The 17354-nt window shown below is 71.5% G+C and carries 13 protein-coding genes; 7 read left to right on the top strand and 6 right to left on the bottom strand.

The genetic code is table 11. The features are described from left to right. Window positions 1-34: 34 nt before the first annotated feature. From mfd to ACFSDF_RS09265, 4 genes are all read right to left on the bottom strand, one after another. Window positions 35-3622: a transcription-repair coupling factor gene (gene mfd, locus ACFSDF_RS09280; protein ID WP_167001715.1), complete on the bottom strand. Its 3588-nt coding sequence runs from the start codon at window positions 3620-3622 to the stop codon at window positions 35-37. A 105-nt stretch (window positions 3623-3727) separates the two neighbouring features. After that, on the bottom strand, window positions 3728-4921 hold the full coding sequence (locus ACFSDF_RS09275) for a ScyD/ScyE family protein (protein WP_377157216.1): 1194 nt from the start codon (window positions 4919-4921) through the stop codon (window positions 3728-3730). Window positions 4922-5026: 105 nt separating this feature from the next. Continuing rightward, window positions 5027-6118 (bottom strand): LCP family protein, encoded by a 1092-nt coding sequence (locus tag ACFSDF_RS09270; RefSeq protein ID WP_377157214.1) that lies wholly within the window; start codon window positions 6116-6118, stop codon window positions 5027-5029. Between the two features lie 72 nt (window positions 6119-6190). After that, window positions 6191-6937 (bottom strand): 3'(2'),5'-bisphosphate nucleotidase CysQ, encoded by a 747-nt coding sequence (locus ACFSDF_RS09265; RefSeq protein ID WP_377157212.1) that lies wholly within the window; start codon window positions 6935-6937, stop codon window positions 6191-6193. A gap of 112 nt (window positions 6938-7049) precedes the next feature. Here ACFSDF_RS09265 and ACFSDF_RS09260 point away from each other — a divergent pair, with 112 nt between their 5' ends. Continuing rightward, window positions 7050-8198: a glycosyltransferase family 4 protein gene (locus tag ACFSDF_RS09260; protein ID WP_377157210.1), complete on the top strand. Its 1149-nt coding sequence runs from the start codon at window positions 7050-7052 to the stop codon at window positions 8196-8198. A gap of 4 nt (window positions 8199-8202) precedes the next feature. Here the strand turns inward: ACFSDF_RS09260 and ACFSDF_RS09255 are convergent, their stop codons facing one another. Then, a complete protein-coding gene (locus ACFSDF_RS09255; protein WP_167001710.1) occupies window positions 8203-8649 on the bottom strand; it encodes an FAD synthase family protein in 447 nt (148 codons plus the stop codon). Between the two features lie 186 nt (window positions 8650-8835). Here ACFSDF_RS09255 and ACFSDF_RS09250 point away from each other — a divergent pair, with 186 nt between their 5' ends. Genes ACFSDF_RS09250 through ACFSDF_RS09230 form a run of 5 tightly spaced genes read left to right on the top strand, consistent with a single transcriptional unit; the run spans window position 8836 to window position 13915 of the window. Beyond that, complete coding sequence (locus tag ACFSDF_RS09250; RefSeq protein ID WP_167248920.1) at window positions 8836-9582, top strand: CDP-alcohol phosphatidyltransferase family protein; 747 nt, start codon at window positions 8836-8838, stop codon at window positions 9580-9582. A gap of 11 nt (window positions 9583-9593) precedes the next feature. Then, window positions 9594-10748 carry a DUF1972 domain-containing protein gene (locus ACFSDF_RS09245; RefSeq protein WP_167001708.1) on the top strand — a complete coding sequence of 385 codons (1155 nt, stop codon included), beginning with the start codon at window positions 9594-9596 and terminating at the stop codon, window positions 10746-10748. Continuing rightward, window positions 10732-12018: a polysaccharide biosynthesis protein gene (locus ACFSDF_RS09240; protein ID WP_167001707.1), complete on the top strand. Its 1287-nt coding sequence runs from the start codon at window positions 10732-10734 to the stop codon at window positions 12016-12018. Before ACFSDF_RS09245 ends, ACFSDF_RS09240 begins: the two co-directional genes overlap by 17 nt. Continuing rightward, window positions 12015-13247: an O-antigen ligase family protein gene (locus ACFSDF_RS09235; RefSeq protein ID WP_167001706.1), complete on the top strand. Its 1233-nt coding sequence runs from the start codon at window positions 12015-12017 to the stop codon at window positions 13245-13247. The genes ACFSDF_RS09240 and ACFSDF_RS09235 overlap by 4 nt, the downstream gene beginning before the upstream one ends. Then, window positions 13244-13915 carry an arsenate reductase/protein-tyrosine-phosphatase family protein gene (locus tag ACFSDF_RS09230; RefSeq protein ID WP_167001705.1) on the top strand — a complete coding sequence of 224 codons (672 nt, stop codon included), beginning with the start codon at window positions 13244-13246 and terminating at the stop codon, window positions 13913-13915. The genes ACFSDF_RS09235 and ACFSDF_RS09230 overlap by 4 nt, the downstream gene beginning before the upstream one ends. Here ACFSDF_RS09230 and ACFSDF_RS09225 read toward each other — a convergent pair. Next, window positions 13900-15537 (bottom strand): tyrosine-protein kinase domain-containing protein, encoded by a 1638-nt coding sequence (locus tag ACFSDF_RS09225; RefSeq protein ID WP_167001704.1) that lies wholly within the window; start codon window positions 15535-15537, stop codon window positions 13900-13902. The genes ACFSDF_RS09230 and ACFSDF_RS09225 overlap by 16 nt on opposite strands. Before the next feature lie 234 nt (window positions 15538-15771). On the opposite strand from ACFSDF_RS09225, the gene ACFSDF_RS09220 reads away from it, so the two are divergent. After that, window positions 15772-17274, top strand: a complete 1503-nt coding sequence (locus ACFSDF_RS09220; protein ID WP_167001703.1) for a glucosamine inositolphosphorylceramide transferase family protein — start codon at window positions 15772-15774, stop codon at window positions 17272-17274. Window positions 17275-17354: the final 80 nt, after the last annotated feature.

Here is a 17354-nt window from a genome sequence, read left to right as displayed (position 1 = left end):
ATCGACCCGAGAGCCGGCAGAGACCGACCCGGGGTCAGGGGGCGGAGGGAGCGATGACGGTGTCGATCAGCGTGCGGCACCAGTCCATCAGCTCGGCGTCACGCAGCGGCTGACCCGCGACCTTCGCGGTCTTGGGCCGCGGCACGAGCAGGAGCTGCGCCGTGGCCTTGACCACCGAGCCCGGATAGACACGCTTGAGCCGCATCTGGCGCGACTCCGGCAGGTCGACTCCGGAGATCCGGATGTTGTTGCCCGCCACCGTGAGCTCGGAGATGCCGACGTCGCGGGCCCGCACCCGCAGCCGGGCGACACCGAGCAGCGCGTCGACCGCAGCGGGCGGCTCGCCGTACCGGTCGACGAGCTCGTCGCGCACCTCGGCGACCTCCTCGTCGGTACGGACGTCGGCGAGGCGCTTGTACATCTCGAGGCGCAGCCGCTCACTCGGCACGTAGTCGTGCGGCAGGTGCGCGTCGACGGGGAGCTCGAGCTTGACCTCGTGCACGTCCTCACCCTGATCGCCGCGGTACTCCGCGACGGCCTCGCCGACCAGCCGGACGTACAGGTCGAACCCGACGTCGGCGATGTGGCCCGACTGCTCCCCGCCGAGCAGGTTGCCGGCACCGCGGATCTCGAGGTCCTTCATCGCAATCGCCATGCCGCCGCCGAGCTCGGAGTGCTGCGCGATCGTCGAGAGCCGCTCGTGCGCGGTCTCGGTGAGGGGCTTCTCCGGCGGGTAGAGGAAGTAGGCGTAGGCCCGCTCGCGCGAACGCCCGACGCGTCCACGGAGCTGGTGCAGCTGCGAGAGACCGAGCATGTCGGCCCGCTCCACGATCATCGTGTTGGCGTTGGAGACGTCCAGGCCCGACTCCACGATCGTCGAGCAGACCAGCACGTCGTACTTCTTCTCCCAGAAGTCGAGCATGATCTGCTCGAGCTGGTGCTCGCCCATCTGCCCGTGCGCCATCGCGATGCGGGCCTCGGGCACGAGGTCGTGGAGCCGTTTGACGGCCTTGTCCATCGAGTTGACCCGGTTGTGGATGTAGAACGCCTGCCCGTCGCGCAGCAGCTCGCGCCGGATCGCCGCCACGACCTGCCGGTCCTCGTACGGGCCGACGAAGCTGAGCACCGGGTGCCGCTCCTCCGGCGGGGTCTGGATCGTCGACATCTCGCGGATGCCTGTCACGGCCATCTCGAGCGTGCGCGGGATCGGAGTCGCCGACATCGACAAGACGTCCACCGCGGCGCGCAGCGTCTTGAGCGCCTCCTTGTGCTCGACGCCGAAGCGCTGCTCCTCGTCGACGACGACGAGCCCGAGCTTGGGGATCTTGACGCCCTTCTGGAGCAGGCGGTGCGTGCCGATGACGAGGTCGACCGAGCCGTTGGCCAGCCCGTCGAGGACCTCCTTGGACTCCTTCTCGGTCTGGAACCGCGACAGCGCCTTGAGAACGACCGGGAACTGGGCGTAGCGCTCGGAGAACGTCGCGAAGTGCTGCTGCACGAGCAGCGTCGTCGGCACCAGGACGATGACCTGCATGCCGTCCTGGATCGCCTTGAACGCCGCACGCACCGCGATCTCGGTCTTGCCGTAGCCGACGTCGCCGCAGACCAGCCGGTCCATCGGGACGGGCCGCTCCATGTCGCGCTTGACCTCGTCGATCGTCGCGAGCTGGTCGGGCGTCTCGTGGTACGGGAAGGCGTCCTCGAGCTCGCGCTGCCACGGGGTGTCCGCGCCGAACGTGTGGCCCTGCGTCGCCTGCCGCGCGGCGTACAGCTTGATGAGCTCGCCGGCGATCTGCTTGACCGCCTTGCGCGCACGCGACTTGCGCTTGTTCCAATCGGCGCCGCCGAGCCGGTCGAGGCTCGGCTGCTCGCCGCCGACGTAGCGGGTGACCTGGTCGAGCTGGTCGGTCGGCACGAAGAGCCGGTCCGCCGGCTGGCCGCGCTTGGAGGCGGCGTACTCGATGACGAGGTACTCACGGACCGCGCCCTGCACCGTCCGCTGCATCATCTCGACGTACTTGCCGACGCCGTGCTGCTCGTGGACGACGTAGTCGCCGGGCGTCAGCTCGAGCGGGTCGATCTGCTTCTTGCGCCGCGAGGGCATCTTGCGGTCGTCGCGCGGCGCGGCGGCGGTCTGACCGACGAGGTCGTCCTGGGTGAGGACGACGAGGTCGACGCCTTCGGCGACGAAGCCGTGGTCGATCTCGCCGCAGACCACATGGACGACGTGGGGGGTGAGGTCGTCGGCGGTGATCGAGGCGTGGAACCGGCCCGGGATGTCGTGCTCGCCGAGCACCTCCACGCTGCGTGCCGCCTGCCCTTCGCCCGGCGTCACGAGCGCGACGCGGGTGCCCGCGGACAGCCAGCCCTTGAGGTCGACCAGGGCGCGCTCGACCTCGCCGCGGTATGACGGGGTCGGCGCGAACGGCAGGTTGACGCTGTCGGCGTCCCCGATGGTTGAGCCTGTCGAAACCGAGCCACCGGTGGTTGAGCCTGTCGAAACCGAGCCTGTCGAAACCTCCTCGTCCCTCACGAACGGCGACGTGGACCACCAGGCCCGCCCGGACGCGAGGGTGTGCTGGCGGACGTCGCCGAGGCTCCAGTACGCCGCCGCGCCGAGGTCGATCGGCGCCTTGCCGCCGCCGGCAGCGGCCGCCCAGGACGCCGCGAGGAACTCCTCGCTCGTCGCCACGAGGTCGTGCGCCCTCGTACGGACACGCTCGGGGTCACAGACGAGCACCGTCGCGTCGGACGGCAACAGGTCGACCAGCAGCTCCATGCCGTCGACGAGAGCGGGCGCGAGCGACTCCATGCCCTCGACCGCCACCCCCTCGGCCAGCTTGTCGAGCATCTCGGCGAGCTCGGGGTGCGCGTCGGCGAGCTCGCGGGCCCGCGCCCGGACCTCGTCGGTGAGCAGCAGCTCGCGGCACGGCGGCGCCCACACGTGGTCGACAGGATCGGTCGAGCGCTGGTCGGCGACCGAGAAGTGGCGGATCTCGTCGACCTCGTCGCCGAAGAACTCGACACGCAACGGGTGGTCCTCGGTCGGCGGGAACACGTCGATGATGCCGCCGCGGACGGCGAACTCGCCCCGCTTGGTCACCAGGTCGACACGCGAGTACGCCGCGTCTGCGAGGCCGCGGACCAGGTCCTCGAGGTCGGCCTCGTCGCCACGCCGCAGCGTGACCGGCACGAGGTCGGCCAGGCCCTTGACCTGGGGCTGGAGCACCGACCGGATCGGCGCGACGACGACCTTGAGCGGGCCCGCGTCCGGGGTGGAGCCGGGATGCGAGATGCGTCGCAGCACCGCGAGGCGTCGGCCGACGGTGTCCGAGCGGGGCGACAGCCGCTCGTGCGGCAGGGTCTCCCACGCAGGGAAGTCCGCGACGAGATCCGGGCCGATGAGCGACCCGATCTCCTCGCTCAGCTCCTCTGCCTCGCGGGCAGTCGCGGTCACGACGAGCACGACCGGGCTCGCCGGCGCCAGGGCAGCGGCGAGGAACGGACGCAGGGACGGAGGGGCCGACAGGTCGAGCGCCGTCACGCCCGCGCGACGGTCTGCGACCGTACGGGCGAGCGTGGGATCGGCGGCGACGACCTCGGCCAAGGCGTGCAAGGACATCGTCTCCAGCCTAGTCGCACGCCCCAGCCGTACCTCATCGCCCGCCAGACAGAGGTCTCGACATCGGCGTCGCACGGACGACACCGATGTCGAGACTCCTCTCCGTCAGCGGCGGTGACGGTGCTGCGACAGCCTGTACTTCACGAGTGTCGACTCCGGTGCTGGCGGCCTGCCGGCGAACAGGTCCTCGAGCTCGGGCGACGACGTCGCGTACAGCGAGCCGCCGGCGTACTCGACCGAGGTCGCCCACGGCAGCGGTGCGAACGGCTTCGGCGTACGGCTGCCGCGCTTGAGCACGGACAGCTGGTTGCCGAAGATCTCCGCCACGTAGATGTCGCCCTTCGGCGTCACCGCGAGGTTCGTCGCGCCGAGGAAGCCGCCCGCGACCTTCACGGTCCGGCCGGAGACCGGGTTGACCTTGTAGACCGCGCCGCGCGCACCGAGGCTCGGGTCCTCAGGACCGCCGGGCAGCAGCGACACATAGAGCCAGCCGTCGGGTCCCCACTCGACGTCGGTCGGCACCGGGTCGAAGTAGTACGACAGGCCGACCGCGCACGCCGGGATCCCGAACGCCCCCGCGAGCTCGGCGGTGATCTTCAGCGGCTGCCCGGGCATGAGCGCCAGCGTCGTGATCCGCCCGCTCGCGCTGATCCGCTGGATCGAGTTCGCGCCCGCGTCGGCGACGAAGGTGGTGCCGAACGGCCCCGGCAGCGTCGCGTACGGGTGCGGGTTGACGTCACCGGTGTACGTGGAGGGCGGCGGGCCCTCTCCCGTCTCCGGATCGGGTGCGGGCCACTGCGCCGCGCACTCGGCGCTGATGCCGCGCGCACCGTAGACGACGTCGCCGTCGGGGTTGTTCGCGATCTCGTACGCCCCGGTGTCCGCGACGACCTTGATGGTTCCGCGCCTGTCGATCGACTTGATGCCGGTGAACCCGCCCGGGTTCTCCGGATCGCCGGAGAAGCCCGTCTCCGCGAACAGGACCTTGCTGCGCGTGACCGACACGCCACCGACCTCGGGCGGCTGCTCAGAGCCCGCCGGCGGCGTCGCCTGGTAGATGTCGCTCCGGGCTCCTCGCTTGGGGATCTTGGTGAGGGTGCCGGAGAAGTTCTGGGTCACGTACGCCGTTCCGTCGCGGGCGACGGCCGAGCTCAGGGCGGTGAACAATCCGTCGGCCACCGTCGTGGCAGCCGGTGGCCTGGGCGGCTTGTGACCGCCGTGCGCCTGAGCAGGCGCGATCGCGAGGCCGAGCGTCAGCGCCGTTGCGGCACCGACGACGAGGACAGGTGCTCGTCTCATGGAATTCCCCCATGGGTCTGCTGAGAGTCGCCGAGATCGACCGGTGGACACCGCAGACACTCGCACCCGAACCAGACGAGAATCCGGACATTTCACCAATACGCGTCAGCTGACGGACGCCGGGAGACCCGCCCCGTTGGCCTCGACCCACTCGGCGGCCCGGTCCTCCCGGACCGCGCCCCACAGCTCGCGCCCCTTGTCGCGGTCGAGCCGGACAACGCTCTGGGCGCCCTCGCGCCCGGTGCCCTTGAACGGAGCGGTGGTGAACGCGATGTCGTCGGCACGCAGGTTGCGCAGCGACAGCAGCAGCCCGCGCATGTCGCCCGTGGTCCACTCGGCGTCGACGGTCAGGTGCTCGGTCACCGCGTCGAGGACGCCGTACGCCTTGGTGGGGCTGCTCAGGGTGTCGGCCGACAGCGTCTGACCCATCAGGGCCCGCAGGAAGTTCTGCTGCCGCTTGATCCGGTCGAAGTCGCCCCCGGGAAGTCCGTACCGCTGGCGGACGTAGAGCAGCGCCTCCTCGCCGTCCATGCGGTGCGTCCCGGCCTCCCACGTCTTGTCTCGGGCGGAGTCATGGACGGTCTCCGGGACGACGACCTCGACGCCGCCGAGCTCATCGGTCAGCTCGCGGAAGCCGTCCCAGTCGACGATCGCGATGTGGTCAATGCGCAGGTCGGTGAGCTGCTCCACGGTCTCGACCGCGAGCGAGGGCCCGGCGAAGGAGAACGCCGCGTTGATCTTGTTCTCGCCGTACCCGGGGATGGTCACCCAGGAGTCGCGCGGGATCGAGACGATCGACGCCCCCTCGCGGTCGGCGTCGACGTGGAGCACCATCAGCGAGTCGGTGCGCTGCTCACCCGGGAGCCAGGCCGGGGAGTCGGCGTCGTCGCCCGTCGTGGGCTCGTCCGAGCGCCGGTCGGTGCCCATGAGCAAGATGTTCACCCCGTCGCCCTGCGCGGGCGCGGGACGGTTCTCCAGCCCGGTGAACGCGTCGTCGACACGGTCGACCTGCCCCACGAGGCGCTCCTGGAGATACCACGCGACCCCGCCGAGGGCGAGCGCAAGCACCACGACGCACGCCAGCAGGCCGAGGAGGACGTTGCGCAGCGTGTGACGCCGACGCGGGGACTGCGGCGGTGCCGACGCCGCGTCGGGCGCCGGCTCGTTGGTCTCGTCGGTCGTGGGGCTCTCGTTCATCGCAGCGCCAGCGTACGCAGATAGCGGTGAGGTGCGCGCACGAACGGGCCGACGGGTGGTGTGGTCCCGGCCTCAGCCCAGGCGGCCGGCGACGAACGAGGCGACGGTCTCGGCCAGCTCGGGACGGCAGACGAGGAGGTCCGGAAGCCACGGGTTCTCGCGGTTGTACTCCAGCGGACGACCGTCCGCACGGCTGGTGTGCAGGCCGGCGGCACGGGCGACCACGACCGGCGCAGCCGAGTCCCACTCGTACTGACCGCCCGCGTGGACGTAGACATCGGTGAGGTCCCGGACCACCGACATCACCTTGACCCCGGCAGACCCCATCGGGACCAGCTCGGCGCCGATCTCCTCGGCCAGCTCGCCGACGAACGCCGGAGGGCGGCTGCGACTGACCGCGATCCGGACCGGCCCCTCCCCCCGCGACGGCACGGTGAGCGGCGACGCGGTGCTGAAGGTCTCCCCCAGCGCGGGCTGCGCGACCGCGCCGACGATCAGGTCACCGCGCTCCCACAGCGCGACGTGGACGGCCCAGTCGTCGCGAGGCGGCTCGGAGAACTCGCGCGTGCCGTCGAGCGGGTCGATGATCCACACACGCTCGGCGGCGACGCGGGCCGCGTCGTCGGCGGCCTCCTCACTGAGGACGGCGTCGCCCGGCCGGTGCTCGGCCAGCAGCCGCGCGAGGACCGCCTGGCTCGCCGCGTCACCGGCGTCCTTGAGCGCCTTGCCCTCCAGCCCGCCGCGGCGGACCTCCAGGAGCTCGGTGCCGGCCTGCTCGGCCAGCCAGACTGCCAGGGCGCCGTCGTCAGCGAACGTCATGCGCCCATTCTGTCGCCACCCCCAGCGCAGCCCGACCACGGGAGTCAACGAGGCCCGTCACAGTGGGCCGCCCGCTACGCTGGGCTGGCCGACATGAGGAGGACTACACCGCATGCCCTCGACCAGGACGCCTCGCGGCACCGTGCTGGTGGCGACACCGTCAGCCGACGTCTACGGCTCCGACCTCCAGCTGCGCGAGACCGTACGCGCCCTGCTCGCCGCAGGGTGGCGCGTCCGCGTGGCCGCAGGCAGCGACGGTCCGCTCCTCGCGATGCTGCGCGAGGACGGCGCCGAGGCCATCGCCCTTGGATTCCCGGCGCTGCGTCGCGCGTATGCCTCCCCGGTCGGCCTGCTGCGGCTGGCGCGCGACCTCGCGGGCGCGGCCCCCCGCGCCACGCAGGCGCTGCGCACCGCCCGTCCGGACGTCGTGCTCGTGAACACGCTCACGCTGCCGTGGTGGACCGCGCTCGCGCGCGCCCACCGGGTCCCGGTCGTGTGCCACGTCCACGAGGCCGAGCAGTCCGACCCCCGGCCGCTGCGGGTCGCCCTGGCCCGCCCCCTCGCGCTCGCGACGACGGTCGTCGCGAACAGCGAGGCCACCGTCGCCGAGCTCGCCGACGTCAACCCCCGCCTTGGTGAGCGGATGCGCCTCGTCCACAACGGCGTACGCGGACCCGACACGGCGCCCGCGCCGCCGCCGTGGGGAGCCCGGCGCCTGCTCGTCGTCGGACGCCTGTCCGCCCGCAAGGCGCCCCACGTCGCGCTCGACGTCCTGGAGCGACTCATCGCGCAGGGGCGGGACGTCGAGCTCGAGCTGTGCGGGAGTGCACTCACGGACCAGACCGCGTACGAGGCAGAGCTCCGCGAGCGCGCCTCACGCCCGCTGCTGGCCGGACGGGTGCACTTCTCCGGGCACGTAGCCCCGATCTGGCCGGCGCTCAGTCGTGCCCACGTGCTGCTCGCCCCGTCCCGCGGAGAGTCGCTCGGCAACGCGGTGATCGAGGCCCAGCTGGCGGGGCGCCCCGTCGTCGCGACCGCCGTACAGGGACATCTCGAGTCGGTCGTCGACGGCGAGTCCGGGCTGCTCGCGCCTGTCGACGACGCCGAGACGATGGCCGCCCAGGTCGGACGGATCCTGGACGATCCCGCCCTGACCGCTCGGCTGGTCGACGGCGGCAGGAACCGCGCGACCACGATGTTCTCGCCGCAGCGCTACGCCGAAGAGATGCAGGACGTGGTCGCGTCGGCGGCCCGCCGCTGACCGGTCAGGCCTCGACCGCCATCGCCGGAAGGTCCTCGACCCTGCCCAGGGCACGGCGCAACTGGGTGCTCGACGTGTGAACCGTGTAGGGGAAGTAGACGACCTCGACACCCACCGACGCGAAGTCGCGCTCGAGCTTGTCGCCGCGGGGCGTGCCGCGCCAGTCGTCGCCCTTGAAGATGCGGTCGAAGCGCAGCACCTCCCAGGTCGCCAGCTTGTCGGGCACGACCTCGACGTGGACGTCGTCGACGACGCTGATGTGGCGGACGATCTCGACGCGCTCGGCGATCGGCACGAACGGCTCGAAGCCCTTCGCGCGGACGCACATCTCGTCGGAGACGACACCCGCGATGAGGAAGTCGCAGCGCTCCTTGGCCTGCTTGAGCACGTTGAGGTGGCCGACGTGGAACAGGTCATACACTCCGGGCGCGTACCCGACGACGTGGCTCAATGGGATCACCTCTCCGAGACTTCCAGCAGCAACGAGACTAGAGCGCACGGGGGGTATCTCGTCGCGGAATGTCCATAATCGGCCCGACTCGTGCGGGGTGCGCCCAATCCTGGTGTTCCGGGTCCTCCTCGTCCGAGGAGATGGAAGACTGTCCCGAAGACCTCACCGCATCGACCGAGAGTCCCCATGTCTGTCACCGCGACCTCGCGTACGTCACGCATCCGCTCCAACGCGGCGGCGCTGTCGGCGGCCCAGAAGCCGTCGCGCGGCACCGCCGCCTACTCGCGCTACGTGAATCGCCCGCTCGGGCGACGCGTCGCGGCGGTGGCGGCGGCGTTCGGCGTGACGCCCAACCAGGCGACCGCCGTGAGCGCCACGCTGTCGTTCTCTGGGCTGCTGCTCCTGTGTTTGGCCGAGCCCAGCCTCGGCGTCGGCCTCGCGGTGTCCGCCCTGCTTGCGGCCGGCTACGTCATGGACTCCGTCGACGGCCAGATCGCACGGCTCACCGGCACCGGATCGCGCAGCGGCGAGTGGCTCGACCACACGGTGGACTGCTTCAAGACCTGCAGCTTCCACCTGGCGGTGCTGATCTCGTTCTTCCGCTTCCCGCCGGTCGAGTCCGACTGGGCGCTGCTCGTCCCGGTCGGGTTCCAGATCGTCGACATGGTGACGTTCTTCGGGCTGATCATGATGCCGTTGCTGCGCCAGGGTGCCGACGCGCCCGCGCCGACCGCCGACGCGCCCCCGGAGAACCCGTTGCGCACGTGGGCGATCCTGCCGACCGACTACGGCATCTTCTGCTGGGTGTTCGTCCTCATGGGCTGGCCGACCCTCTACTTCGCCGGTTACACCGCGCTGTTCGTGATCAACGCGCTCGTCCTCGCGGTCGTCCTGCGCAAGTGGTGGCGCGAGCTGAAGGCGATGGACCGATGAAGGCGGGACCGATGAGAGTGGCCCTGATCGGCACCCGCGGCGTGCCGGCCCGGTACGGCGGCTTCGAGACCGCTGTCGAGGAGATCGGGCGACGCCTCGTCGCCTCCGGCCACGACGTGACCGTCTACTGCCGGCCGGTCGATGGCGAGCCGCGCCCCGCGTCACACCTCGGGATGCGACTCGTCCACCTGCCTGCGGTGCGCCGCAAGACGCTCGAGACGCTCTCGCACACGGCGCTGTCGGTCGCGCACGCGGTGACCCGCAGACGTCGCTTCGACGCGGCGATCGTCTTCAACGCCGCCAACGCTCCGTTCGTCCCCGGGCTGCGGCTGCGCCGGATCCCGGTCGCGGTGCACGTCGACGGGCTCGAGTGGCGGCGCGCCAAGTGGACCGGCGCGGGGCGGCGCTACTACCGGACGGCCGAGTCCGCGTCGGTCCGGTGGGCCGACGCGCTGATCGCCGACGCTGTCGGGATCGCCGACTACTACGAGGAGGAGTTCGGCGTCGCGACGACGTTCGTCCCGTACGGCGCCCCGATCCTCGACTCCCCGGCACCCGACAAGCTCGCCGCGCTCGACGTGGAGCCCGGGCGCTACCACCTCGTCGTCGCCCGCTTCGAGCCCGAGAACCACGTCCGCGAGATCGTCGCCGGATACCGCGCGTCGCGTGCCGAGCACCCGCTCGTCGTCGTCGGCTCCGCCCCGTACGCCGACGCCTACACGGCCGAGATCGAGCAGCTCGCCGCCGGCGACCCCCGCATCCGCCTGGTCGGCGGCGTCTGGGACCAGGACCAGCTCGACCAGCTGTACGCGCATGCGACGACCTACCTCCATGGCCACTCCGTCGGCGGCACCAACCCTTCCCTGCTGCGCGCGATGGGGGCCGGGGCGCCGGTCATCGCGTACGACGTCGTGTTCAACCGCGAGGTGCTCGGCGACTCCGCCCCGCGCTTCGCGACCCCCGACGACCTCGCCCGCCTCGTCGAGAAGGCCGAGGGCGACCCCGAGGGGACACGGGAGGCCGGACGGCTGCTGCAGGAGCGGGCGGCGCAGCGCTACCGCTGGGACGACGTCGCGGACGCCTACGCAGACCTGCTCGTACGGCTGACCAACGGGTACTCCACCCGTGGCGCGGCATCGGGGCGTCGCCGTGGTCGAGCCGACTGACCAGACCACGCGCCCCCGCGGCCCGCGGATCCCGACCGCGGTCGTCGCCCTGCTCGCCCAGGCCACTCAGACGGGGGTGAGCTTCCTCCTCCAGGTGGCTGCCGCACGGGCCCTGGGCGCGGACGGCTTCGGCGTGTACGCGCTGCTGTTCGGCGCCGTGGTGATGACGACCGCGGTGACGACCGGCCTGGTCGGTGACACCCTCACCGTGCTCGACCGCCGCGACGACCGGATCCGTACGGCGCTCGCCCTGCTCGCCGCCGTGAGCGTCGTGGCCTCGACGCTGCTGTCGTACGTCGGGGCCGTCGTCTGGACGTCGCTGTCGCCTGCGGGGTGCCTCGCGTTCGCCGTCGCGACGGGTGCCTTCGTCGCGGCCGACCTGGTCCGCCGGCTGCTCATGGCGACAATGCACTTCTGGCGGCTCGTCGCCGGCGACCTGGTCTCGCTCGTCGTGACGGCGGGCGTGGTCGTCGCCGTGCTCCTCGAACCGGGCGCCCCCTCGGTCACGGGGTTCCTGCTCGCCCTGGCGGCTGGCCAGGCGGCCTCCGGCGTGACCGGCTGGATGCTGGTCCCCCGGCACGAGCGCACCGTACGCCCCTGGGCCCAGCCCGACCTCGCGCGCGTGCTCCGCTTCGGGAGCTGGCGCGCCGCCCAGCAGTTCGTCCGTCCCACGATGCTCAACGTGATGCGCTGGACGGTGCTCGCGGTCGCCGGGGCGGCCGCCGTCGGCGAGCTGGAGGCGGCGCGCGTGTACGTGGCTCCGGCGATGCTCGTCGTCCAGGGATTCGGTTCCTATCTGCTCTCCTCGTACGCCGCGAGCGGCGACCACACGCTCCGCTCCCTGCTCGCGCGGGCGGACCGTGCCGCGGCGATCATGCTCGCGGCCACGCTCGGGGCGAGCCTGATCTCCGTCCTCGCCCTGCCGGTCCTCGGCCCGCTGATCACCGGCGGCTCGTTCGACCTGGACGTCGTCGCGGTCATCGGGTGGGCCGTCTATGCCGGCTCGTGCGCGGCGGTCCTGCCGTACGGGAGCCTGGCCGCCGTACGCGGCCGACCCGGGCGCGTCTTCGGGATCCGCGTCGCCGACTCCGTGCTGTCGATCGGGCTGCTCGTCCTCGCGCTCCAGCTCGGCACCTCCACGCAGTGGGCGCCGCTGTGGATCTCGTTCGGCTCGTTCGCCGGGGGCATCCTCTGCCGTCAGCTCCTCATCGTCCCCGTGGTCCGGCGCGAGCGTCCGCCGCAAGAGACGCCCCAGGCGGTGGTCCGGTGAGCACCGCCGAGGCGGTCGAGCAGCGGGCGCTGGCGGCGTCCGACGAGACGGGCAGCCCGTTCAGCCTGCGGATCCGGTTCACCCGGCTGCAGCTCGTCATGATCCTGCTGGTCGTCTCGGCGATCTCGTGGCGGCGCGGCGTCTACTACTCCGGCGGCGCCGACGCGGTGGTCGTCGCCAAGGCGATGCTCACGGTCATCGCGCTCGGGCTCGCGTTCACGCTGCCGAAGCCCGACCGCCGGTGGAGCCAGGTCGAGGTGACTCCCGTCCTCGGCATGCTCGGCTACCTCGCGATCGCCGTGATCAGCGCGCTGCTGATCAGCGACGAGACCGTCGCCTCGATGATCCTCGTCATCCGGCTGATCATGCTCGCAGCCGCCCTCGTCCTGGTGGCGCGTGCACGACCCTGGCGCGAGGTCGTCAACGCGATGCTCGTCGCCATGCTCGTCGTCGGCGCCTTCGCGTCGATCACCGGCATCGGGACGCTCGCCAGCGGCCGACTGGAGGGCGGCATCCCCCCAGTCGGGCCCAACCAGATCTGCCTGATGTTCAGCCTCCCCGCACTGGCGGTGGCACACCGGTGCATCTTCCGGTCCGCGACCGCCCTCGACGTCCTCGCCCTCCCGCTGCTCCTCGGTCTCGTCTGGGCGACGGGCTCACGGACCGGCCTCGCCGCCCTCGTGCTCGGCATGGCGATCATGGTGGTGATCGCGCCGCGGATCTCCGTCCCCGTCTTCACCGCCGCCGTGCTCAGCATCCCCGCGGTGGCTGCCGTCGTGGGCCTGACCTCGGTGATGGAGGAGTTCGTCGGTCGCGGCGACACCGCCAGCCTGCTCACGCTCAACTCCCGTACGGTCGCGTGGTCCGCGGCGATCGACTATCCGGACAACCTGCTCGAACGCCTGATCGGCGGAGGCCTGGCCCTGCGTCAGATCCCGGTCTCGGCGATGTATCGCGATACTCAGATCCTCGATAGCACGTGGGTGTCGGCATACCTCCAGGTCGGCCTGCTCGGTACGCTCGCCCTCGTCGCCGCGATCGTGACCACGCTCGTCGCCTCCCGACGCTGCACCCGTCCCACCCGCGCGTTCTTCGTCGCGGCGATCGTGATGCTCGCGCTCGTGAGCATCTTGGAAAGCGGCCTCTTCGACACGTCGGTCAGCTTTATCGTGTTCTTCACGACCACGCTGGCGATCTACGCCCACCCCAAGCGAAGGCAGATGGCATGACGTTCCGCATCCTCACCGTGTGCTCAGCGAACGTCTGCCGGTCCCCGTTCGCCCAAGCCCTGCTGCGCCGCTCGCTGGCCGACGCGGGAGCACCGTTCGTCGTGGCCAGCGCCGGTGAGAACGCCTCGAACGGGCACGACGCGTGCACGGTCGTCGCCGACGGCCACCTCGCAGCCGGTCCCGAGCTCGGCGACCACCGGTCTCAGGGACTGACCGTGAGCGCCGTCGAGAGCGCCGACCTCGTGCTCGCCGCCGACCGTCCGTCAAGGGCCGCTGTCGTCCGCCTCCAGCCCACCTCTCACGCCCGCTCGTTCACCTTGCGCGAGGCCGCCGTGCTCTGCGCCCACGCGATCAGCGAGGAGCGCGCCTCCTACGACGATCCGGTGGACGCGCTCCTCGCCCTGGTCACGGAGATGTCGGACCTGCGGGGCACCGTCGAGATGCCGCGAGCGTCTCGCCACCGCGTGGCCCGCAAGCCGTGGCGCCGGGTCGAGGTGCACGGCAACGACGTGCCGGACGCCCACAAGACGGTCGACGCGGTCCCCCACTCTCTCGTCACGCGACTGATCGCCGAGAACACCACGATCGTGGCCTCCGCCCTCAGCGACGTCGTCCGTGACGCGTCGGGCGGGACGGGCCCCGGTCGCGCTCGCTACGCCCTCGGCTGAGCGCCACCGGAGACGATGCCCGAGGAGTCATCGGCCGCCTCGTCTCCGTGGTCGGGATCGTCACGGTCGTCGTGGTCGTCACCGTCGTGGTCATCGTCAAGCATGTCGTCGGTGATCGCCGGGAGGACCGCCGTCGTGGCGGCCAGGGGCGGCTGCCAGCCCGTACCGTCGTCGTCGCCCTCCTCGTCCTCCCGTACGACGCTGTCGCCCCGTACGGGCGGCTCGTTGGTCGTCGGCGTGAGCTCGGTGCGCTGAGTGGCGACGTCGGCTGCGTAGGAGTGCTCGCCCGAGCGCCCTTCGCGACGGACTCCCACGACCACGGTGCCGAGCACCTTGACCCTGGCCGCGTCGGCCTTGTCGAGCGAGCGGCTGAGGTCTTCCTTGAGCGTCTTGCCCGAGCGGACGACCAGGAGCAGACCGTCGACCTTCTCGCCAAGCACGGTCGCGTCGGTGACCGGCAGCATCGGCGGAGCGTCGTAGACGACCACGTCGAAGCGCTCCGACAGCGCATCGACGAGGTTGCCCATCGCCGCCGACTCGAGCAGCGCCACCGGGTCCGGCGGGAGCGAGCCGGCAGGCAGGATCTGGAGCAGGGCGTGGTTCCAGCTGACGAGGACGTCGTCGAGCGACGCCTCGCCGACCAGCACGTCCGACAGCCCAAGGTTGCCCTCGACTCCGAGATAGCCGGCGGCTCGGGGGCGGCGCAGGTCGGCCTCCACGAGGCAGACCGACGCCCCGCCCTGCGCGAGGCTGATCGCGAGGTTGCACGCGGCGGTGCTCTTGCCCTCGCCCGACAGCGGCGATGTGACGACGAAGTGGCGCACCTCGTGGTCGATCGAGGCGAACCGCAGGGCGGTACGGATGGTGCGGTAGCGCTCGGCCGCCTCGGACCGCCAGTCGAGCGCGACCAGCGGCATGCGCTGCGAGGCGGGCTGGTTGGACGTGGTCCCCAGCGGGGAGATACCCGTGACCTCGCGGACGTCGTCGGCGTTCTTGATCCGGCGGTCGTAGTGGTTGCGGATCACGGCGGCGACCATGCCGACGGAGAGCCCGAGGAGGGCACCGAGCACGAGGTTGATCAGCGTGCGCGGCGACGACGGGGACGCCGGTGGCGACGCGGGCGCCGTGACCGAGACCCGGACGTTGGTCACGGGCTCGCCGGTGCGCGAGACGGTGCCGTTGCTCTCGATGTCCTCGATCACCTCACCGAGGGACTCGGTCACCGCGTTCGCGAGAAGCGCCGCCTGGTCGGGGTCCGTGTCGACGACGGACACCTCCATGATGACCGTGTCGGGCGGGCTGGTCATCGACGTCTTCTTGGCGAGCTCACGCACCGTGAGGTCGAGGCCGAGGTCGCTGATGACCGGCTCGAGGACGCGCGGACTGTCGACGAGCGAGGTGTAGGACTTCACCCGCTGCACCGCGAACTGCGAGTTCTGGAAATTCTGGGACTGCTGGCCGCGGGTGCCGTCAGAGACATTGACGAACGCCGTCGCCGTCGCGGTGTAGCGGACGGTCGCGGTCGCGTTGTAGGCGACGGCCGCGAGGATCCCGACGATGAGGAACGACACCCATACGCGCCAACGCCGTTGCAGGATGGCGGCGTACTCCGAGAAGGTCACGCGTCACCTCCGGCTCCCTCACTACGCCCGACGACACCGTGCCCCGAGCCTCTTCAGCATAGTGACCCACCTGGCCGCTGTCTCAAAGGTCGTCAAGTCACAAGCACCACACGGCCGGAGTGACCGAAAACGCCCCACCAGGTCACGGTCGCCGGTTATGATTCCGGTTCCGACAGGAGGGGCCCGTCGGTCGGTGTTCTCGGCATGCCCTCTCGACGTTCCGGACGGGGGACCGTGCACGTTCAGATCCTGCTGCGCCGCGACCAGGTGCGGCACTGGCACCACGACCTCGTGGCCGCGCTCGACGCGCGCTCCGAGGTCGATGCAGTGACCGTCGCGTGGGTGACGGGTTCGCGCGACCCTGACCCGCGCCTCGAGCGGCTGCTGCGTGCCGACCGCGTCCTGCACCGCCTACCGGCGGGACGCTGGGCCGGTGTCGCGCCGGGTCTCCTCGACGCCCGAGGCACCAACGGCGACGCGGCACCCGACGTCACGCTCGACCTCGTCGAGGCCGGACGGCACGACGGCGTGCGCACGCTCGGGCTGACCTTCGACGGCCACCCCGGCGACGACGCCCTCCTCGCTGCACTGACGGCGGGGCGTCTGCCCGTCGTCGCCGTCGTCGACCGCGCTGACGGGCGTACGGTCGCGAGCGGGCGACCCGGGAGCGAGCTGCCCGGCCTGCTCCCCCGCGCCCTCGACGACGTCCTCGCCGGAGTCGTCACGATCATCGTGGCGGCAGTCACCGACCGTGGCGTGCGCGTCGACGGCGCCACGAACGGCACCGCCGCCAACGACGCAGTGCAGTCGTGGCCTCGCCGCGTCGCCACGACCACTGCCCACGCCGGCATCCACGGGCTCTATCGGCGCCTCTACCGTGCCCCCCACTGGCGGGTCGGCTGGCGCTTCGTCGACGAGGGCGCCGACGACGTCCTCGACCTCGGCACGGTGACGACGACACCGTGGAACCGGTTGCCCGACGACGGCTACCACTTCTACGCCGACCCCTTCCCTCTGCTGCACGACGGGCGTCACCACCTCTTCGTGGAGGACTTCGACCACCGCGTCGGGCGGGGCGTCGTGTCGGTCGTCGAGATGACGCCGGAAGGCCCGACCGGCACGCCCTACCCGGTCCTCGAACGTCCCTACCACCTGTCGTACCCGTGGGTCGGTGAGGACGAGGGCGAGCTGTGGATGATCCCCGAGTCCTCGGCGGCCGGGACGCTCGAGCTCTACCGTGCGGTCGCCTACCCCGACCGGTGGGAGCACGTCGCGACCCTCCTCGAGGGCGCCGAGATCAGCGACGCCACCCCGTTCCACCACGACGGACGGTGGTGGATGACGGCGACCGTACGCCATGGCGGCTCGTTCTCCGACACCCTCCACCTCTGGCACGCCGACCGGCTCCGCGGCCCGTGGACGCCGCACGCCGCCAACCCCGTCCTCGTCGACATCGCCACCGCTCGCCCCGCAGGGCGCGTGGTCGAGCGCGACGGCCGACTCCTGCGCCCCGTCCAGGACGGGCGCACGGGGTACGGCGCCGCCCTTGCGCTCGCAGAGATCACCCGGCTGGACGACACGGCCTTCGAGCAGCGCCACGTCGCCTCGCTCGCTCCCGGCGGGACCTGGGGAGGGTCTCGCCTGCACACCCTCAACCGCGCAGGACGACTGGAGTGCATCGACGGCTCCGCGCGGTCGCCGCGAATCCGCCGACGGCCCGCCGCCGAAAGGACCTGACCTCCGCTGCTCGCGGCGTGCAAGTCACCGCGACCTGGCCTTCTGTGATGGCTACGGTCAGCCTCCATCCACTACTCGCG

The sequence above is a fragment of the Mumia zhuanghuii genome, from assembly GCF_042681565.1.
Lineage (GTDB): Bacteria > Actinomycetota > Actinomycetes > Propionibacteriales > Nocardioidaceae > Mumia.
Note: the sequence above shows the minus strand (reverse complement) of the source record. Positions and strands in the feature narration are given on the sequence as shown.

Excerpts from the sequence above, each read along its gene's own strand:
- ACFSDF_RS09230 (WP_167001705.1), top strand. The coding sequence starts at position 13,244 with ATGACGTTCCGCATCCTCACCGTGTGCTCAGCGAACGTCTGCCGGTCC.
- ACFSDF_RS09250 (WP_167248920.1), top strand. The coding sequence starts at position 8,836 with ATGTCTGTCACCGCGACCTCGCGTACGTCACGCATCCGCTCCAACGCG.
- ACFSDF_RS09265 (WP_377157212.1), bottom strand. The coding sequence starts at position 6,937 with ATGACGTTCGCTGACGACGGCGCCCTGGCAGTCTGGCTGGCCGAGCAG.
- ACFSDF_RS09245 (WP_167001708.1), top strand. The coding sequence starts at position 9,594 with ATGAGAGTGGCCCTGATCGGCACCCGCGGCGTGCCGGCCCGGTACGGC.
- ACFSDF_RS09275 (WP_377157216.1), bottom strand. The coding sequence starts at position 4,921 with ATGAGACGAGCACCTGTCCTCGTCGTCGGTGCCGCAACGGCGCTGACG.
- ACFSDF_RS09270 (WP_377157214.1), bottom strand. The coding sequence starts at position 6,118 with ATGAACGAGAGCCCCACGACCGACGAGACCAACGAGCCGGCGCCCGAC.
- mfd (WP_167001715.1), bottom strand. The coding sequence starts at position 3,622 with ATGTCCTTGCACGCCTTGGCCGAGGTCGTCGCCGCCGATCCCACGCTC.
- ACFSDF_RS09260 (WP_377157210.1), top strand. The coding sequence starts at position 7,050 with ATGCCCTCGACCAGGACGCCTCGCGGCACCGTGCTGGTGGCGACACCG.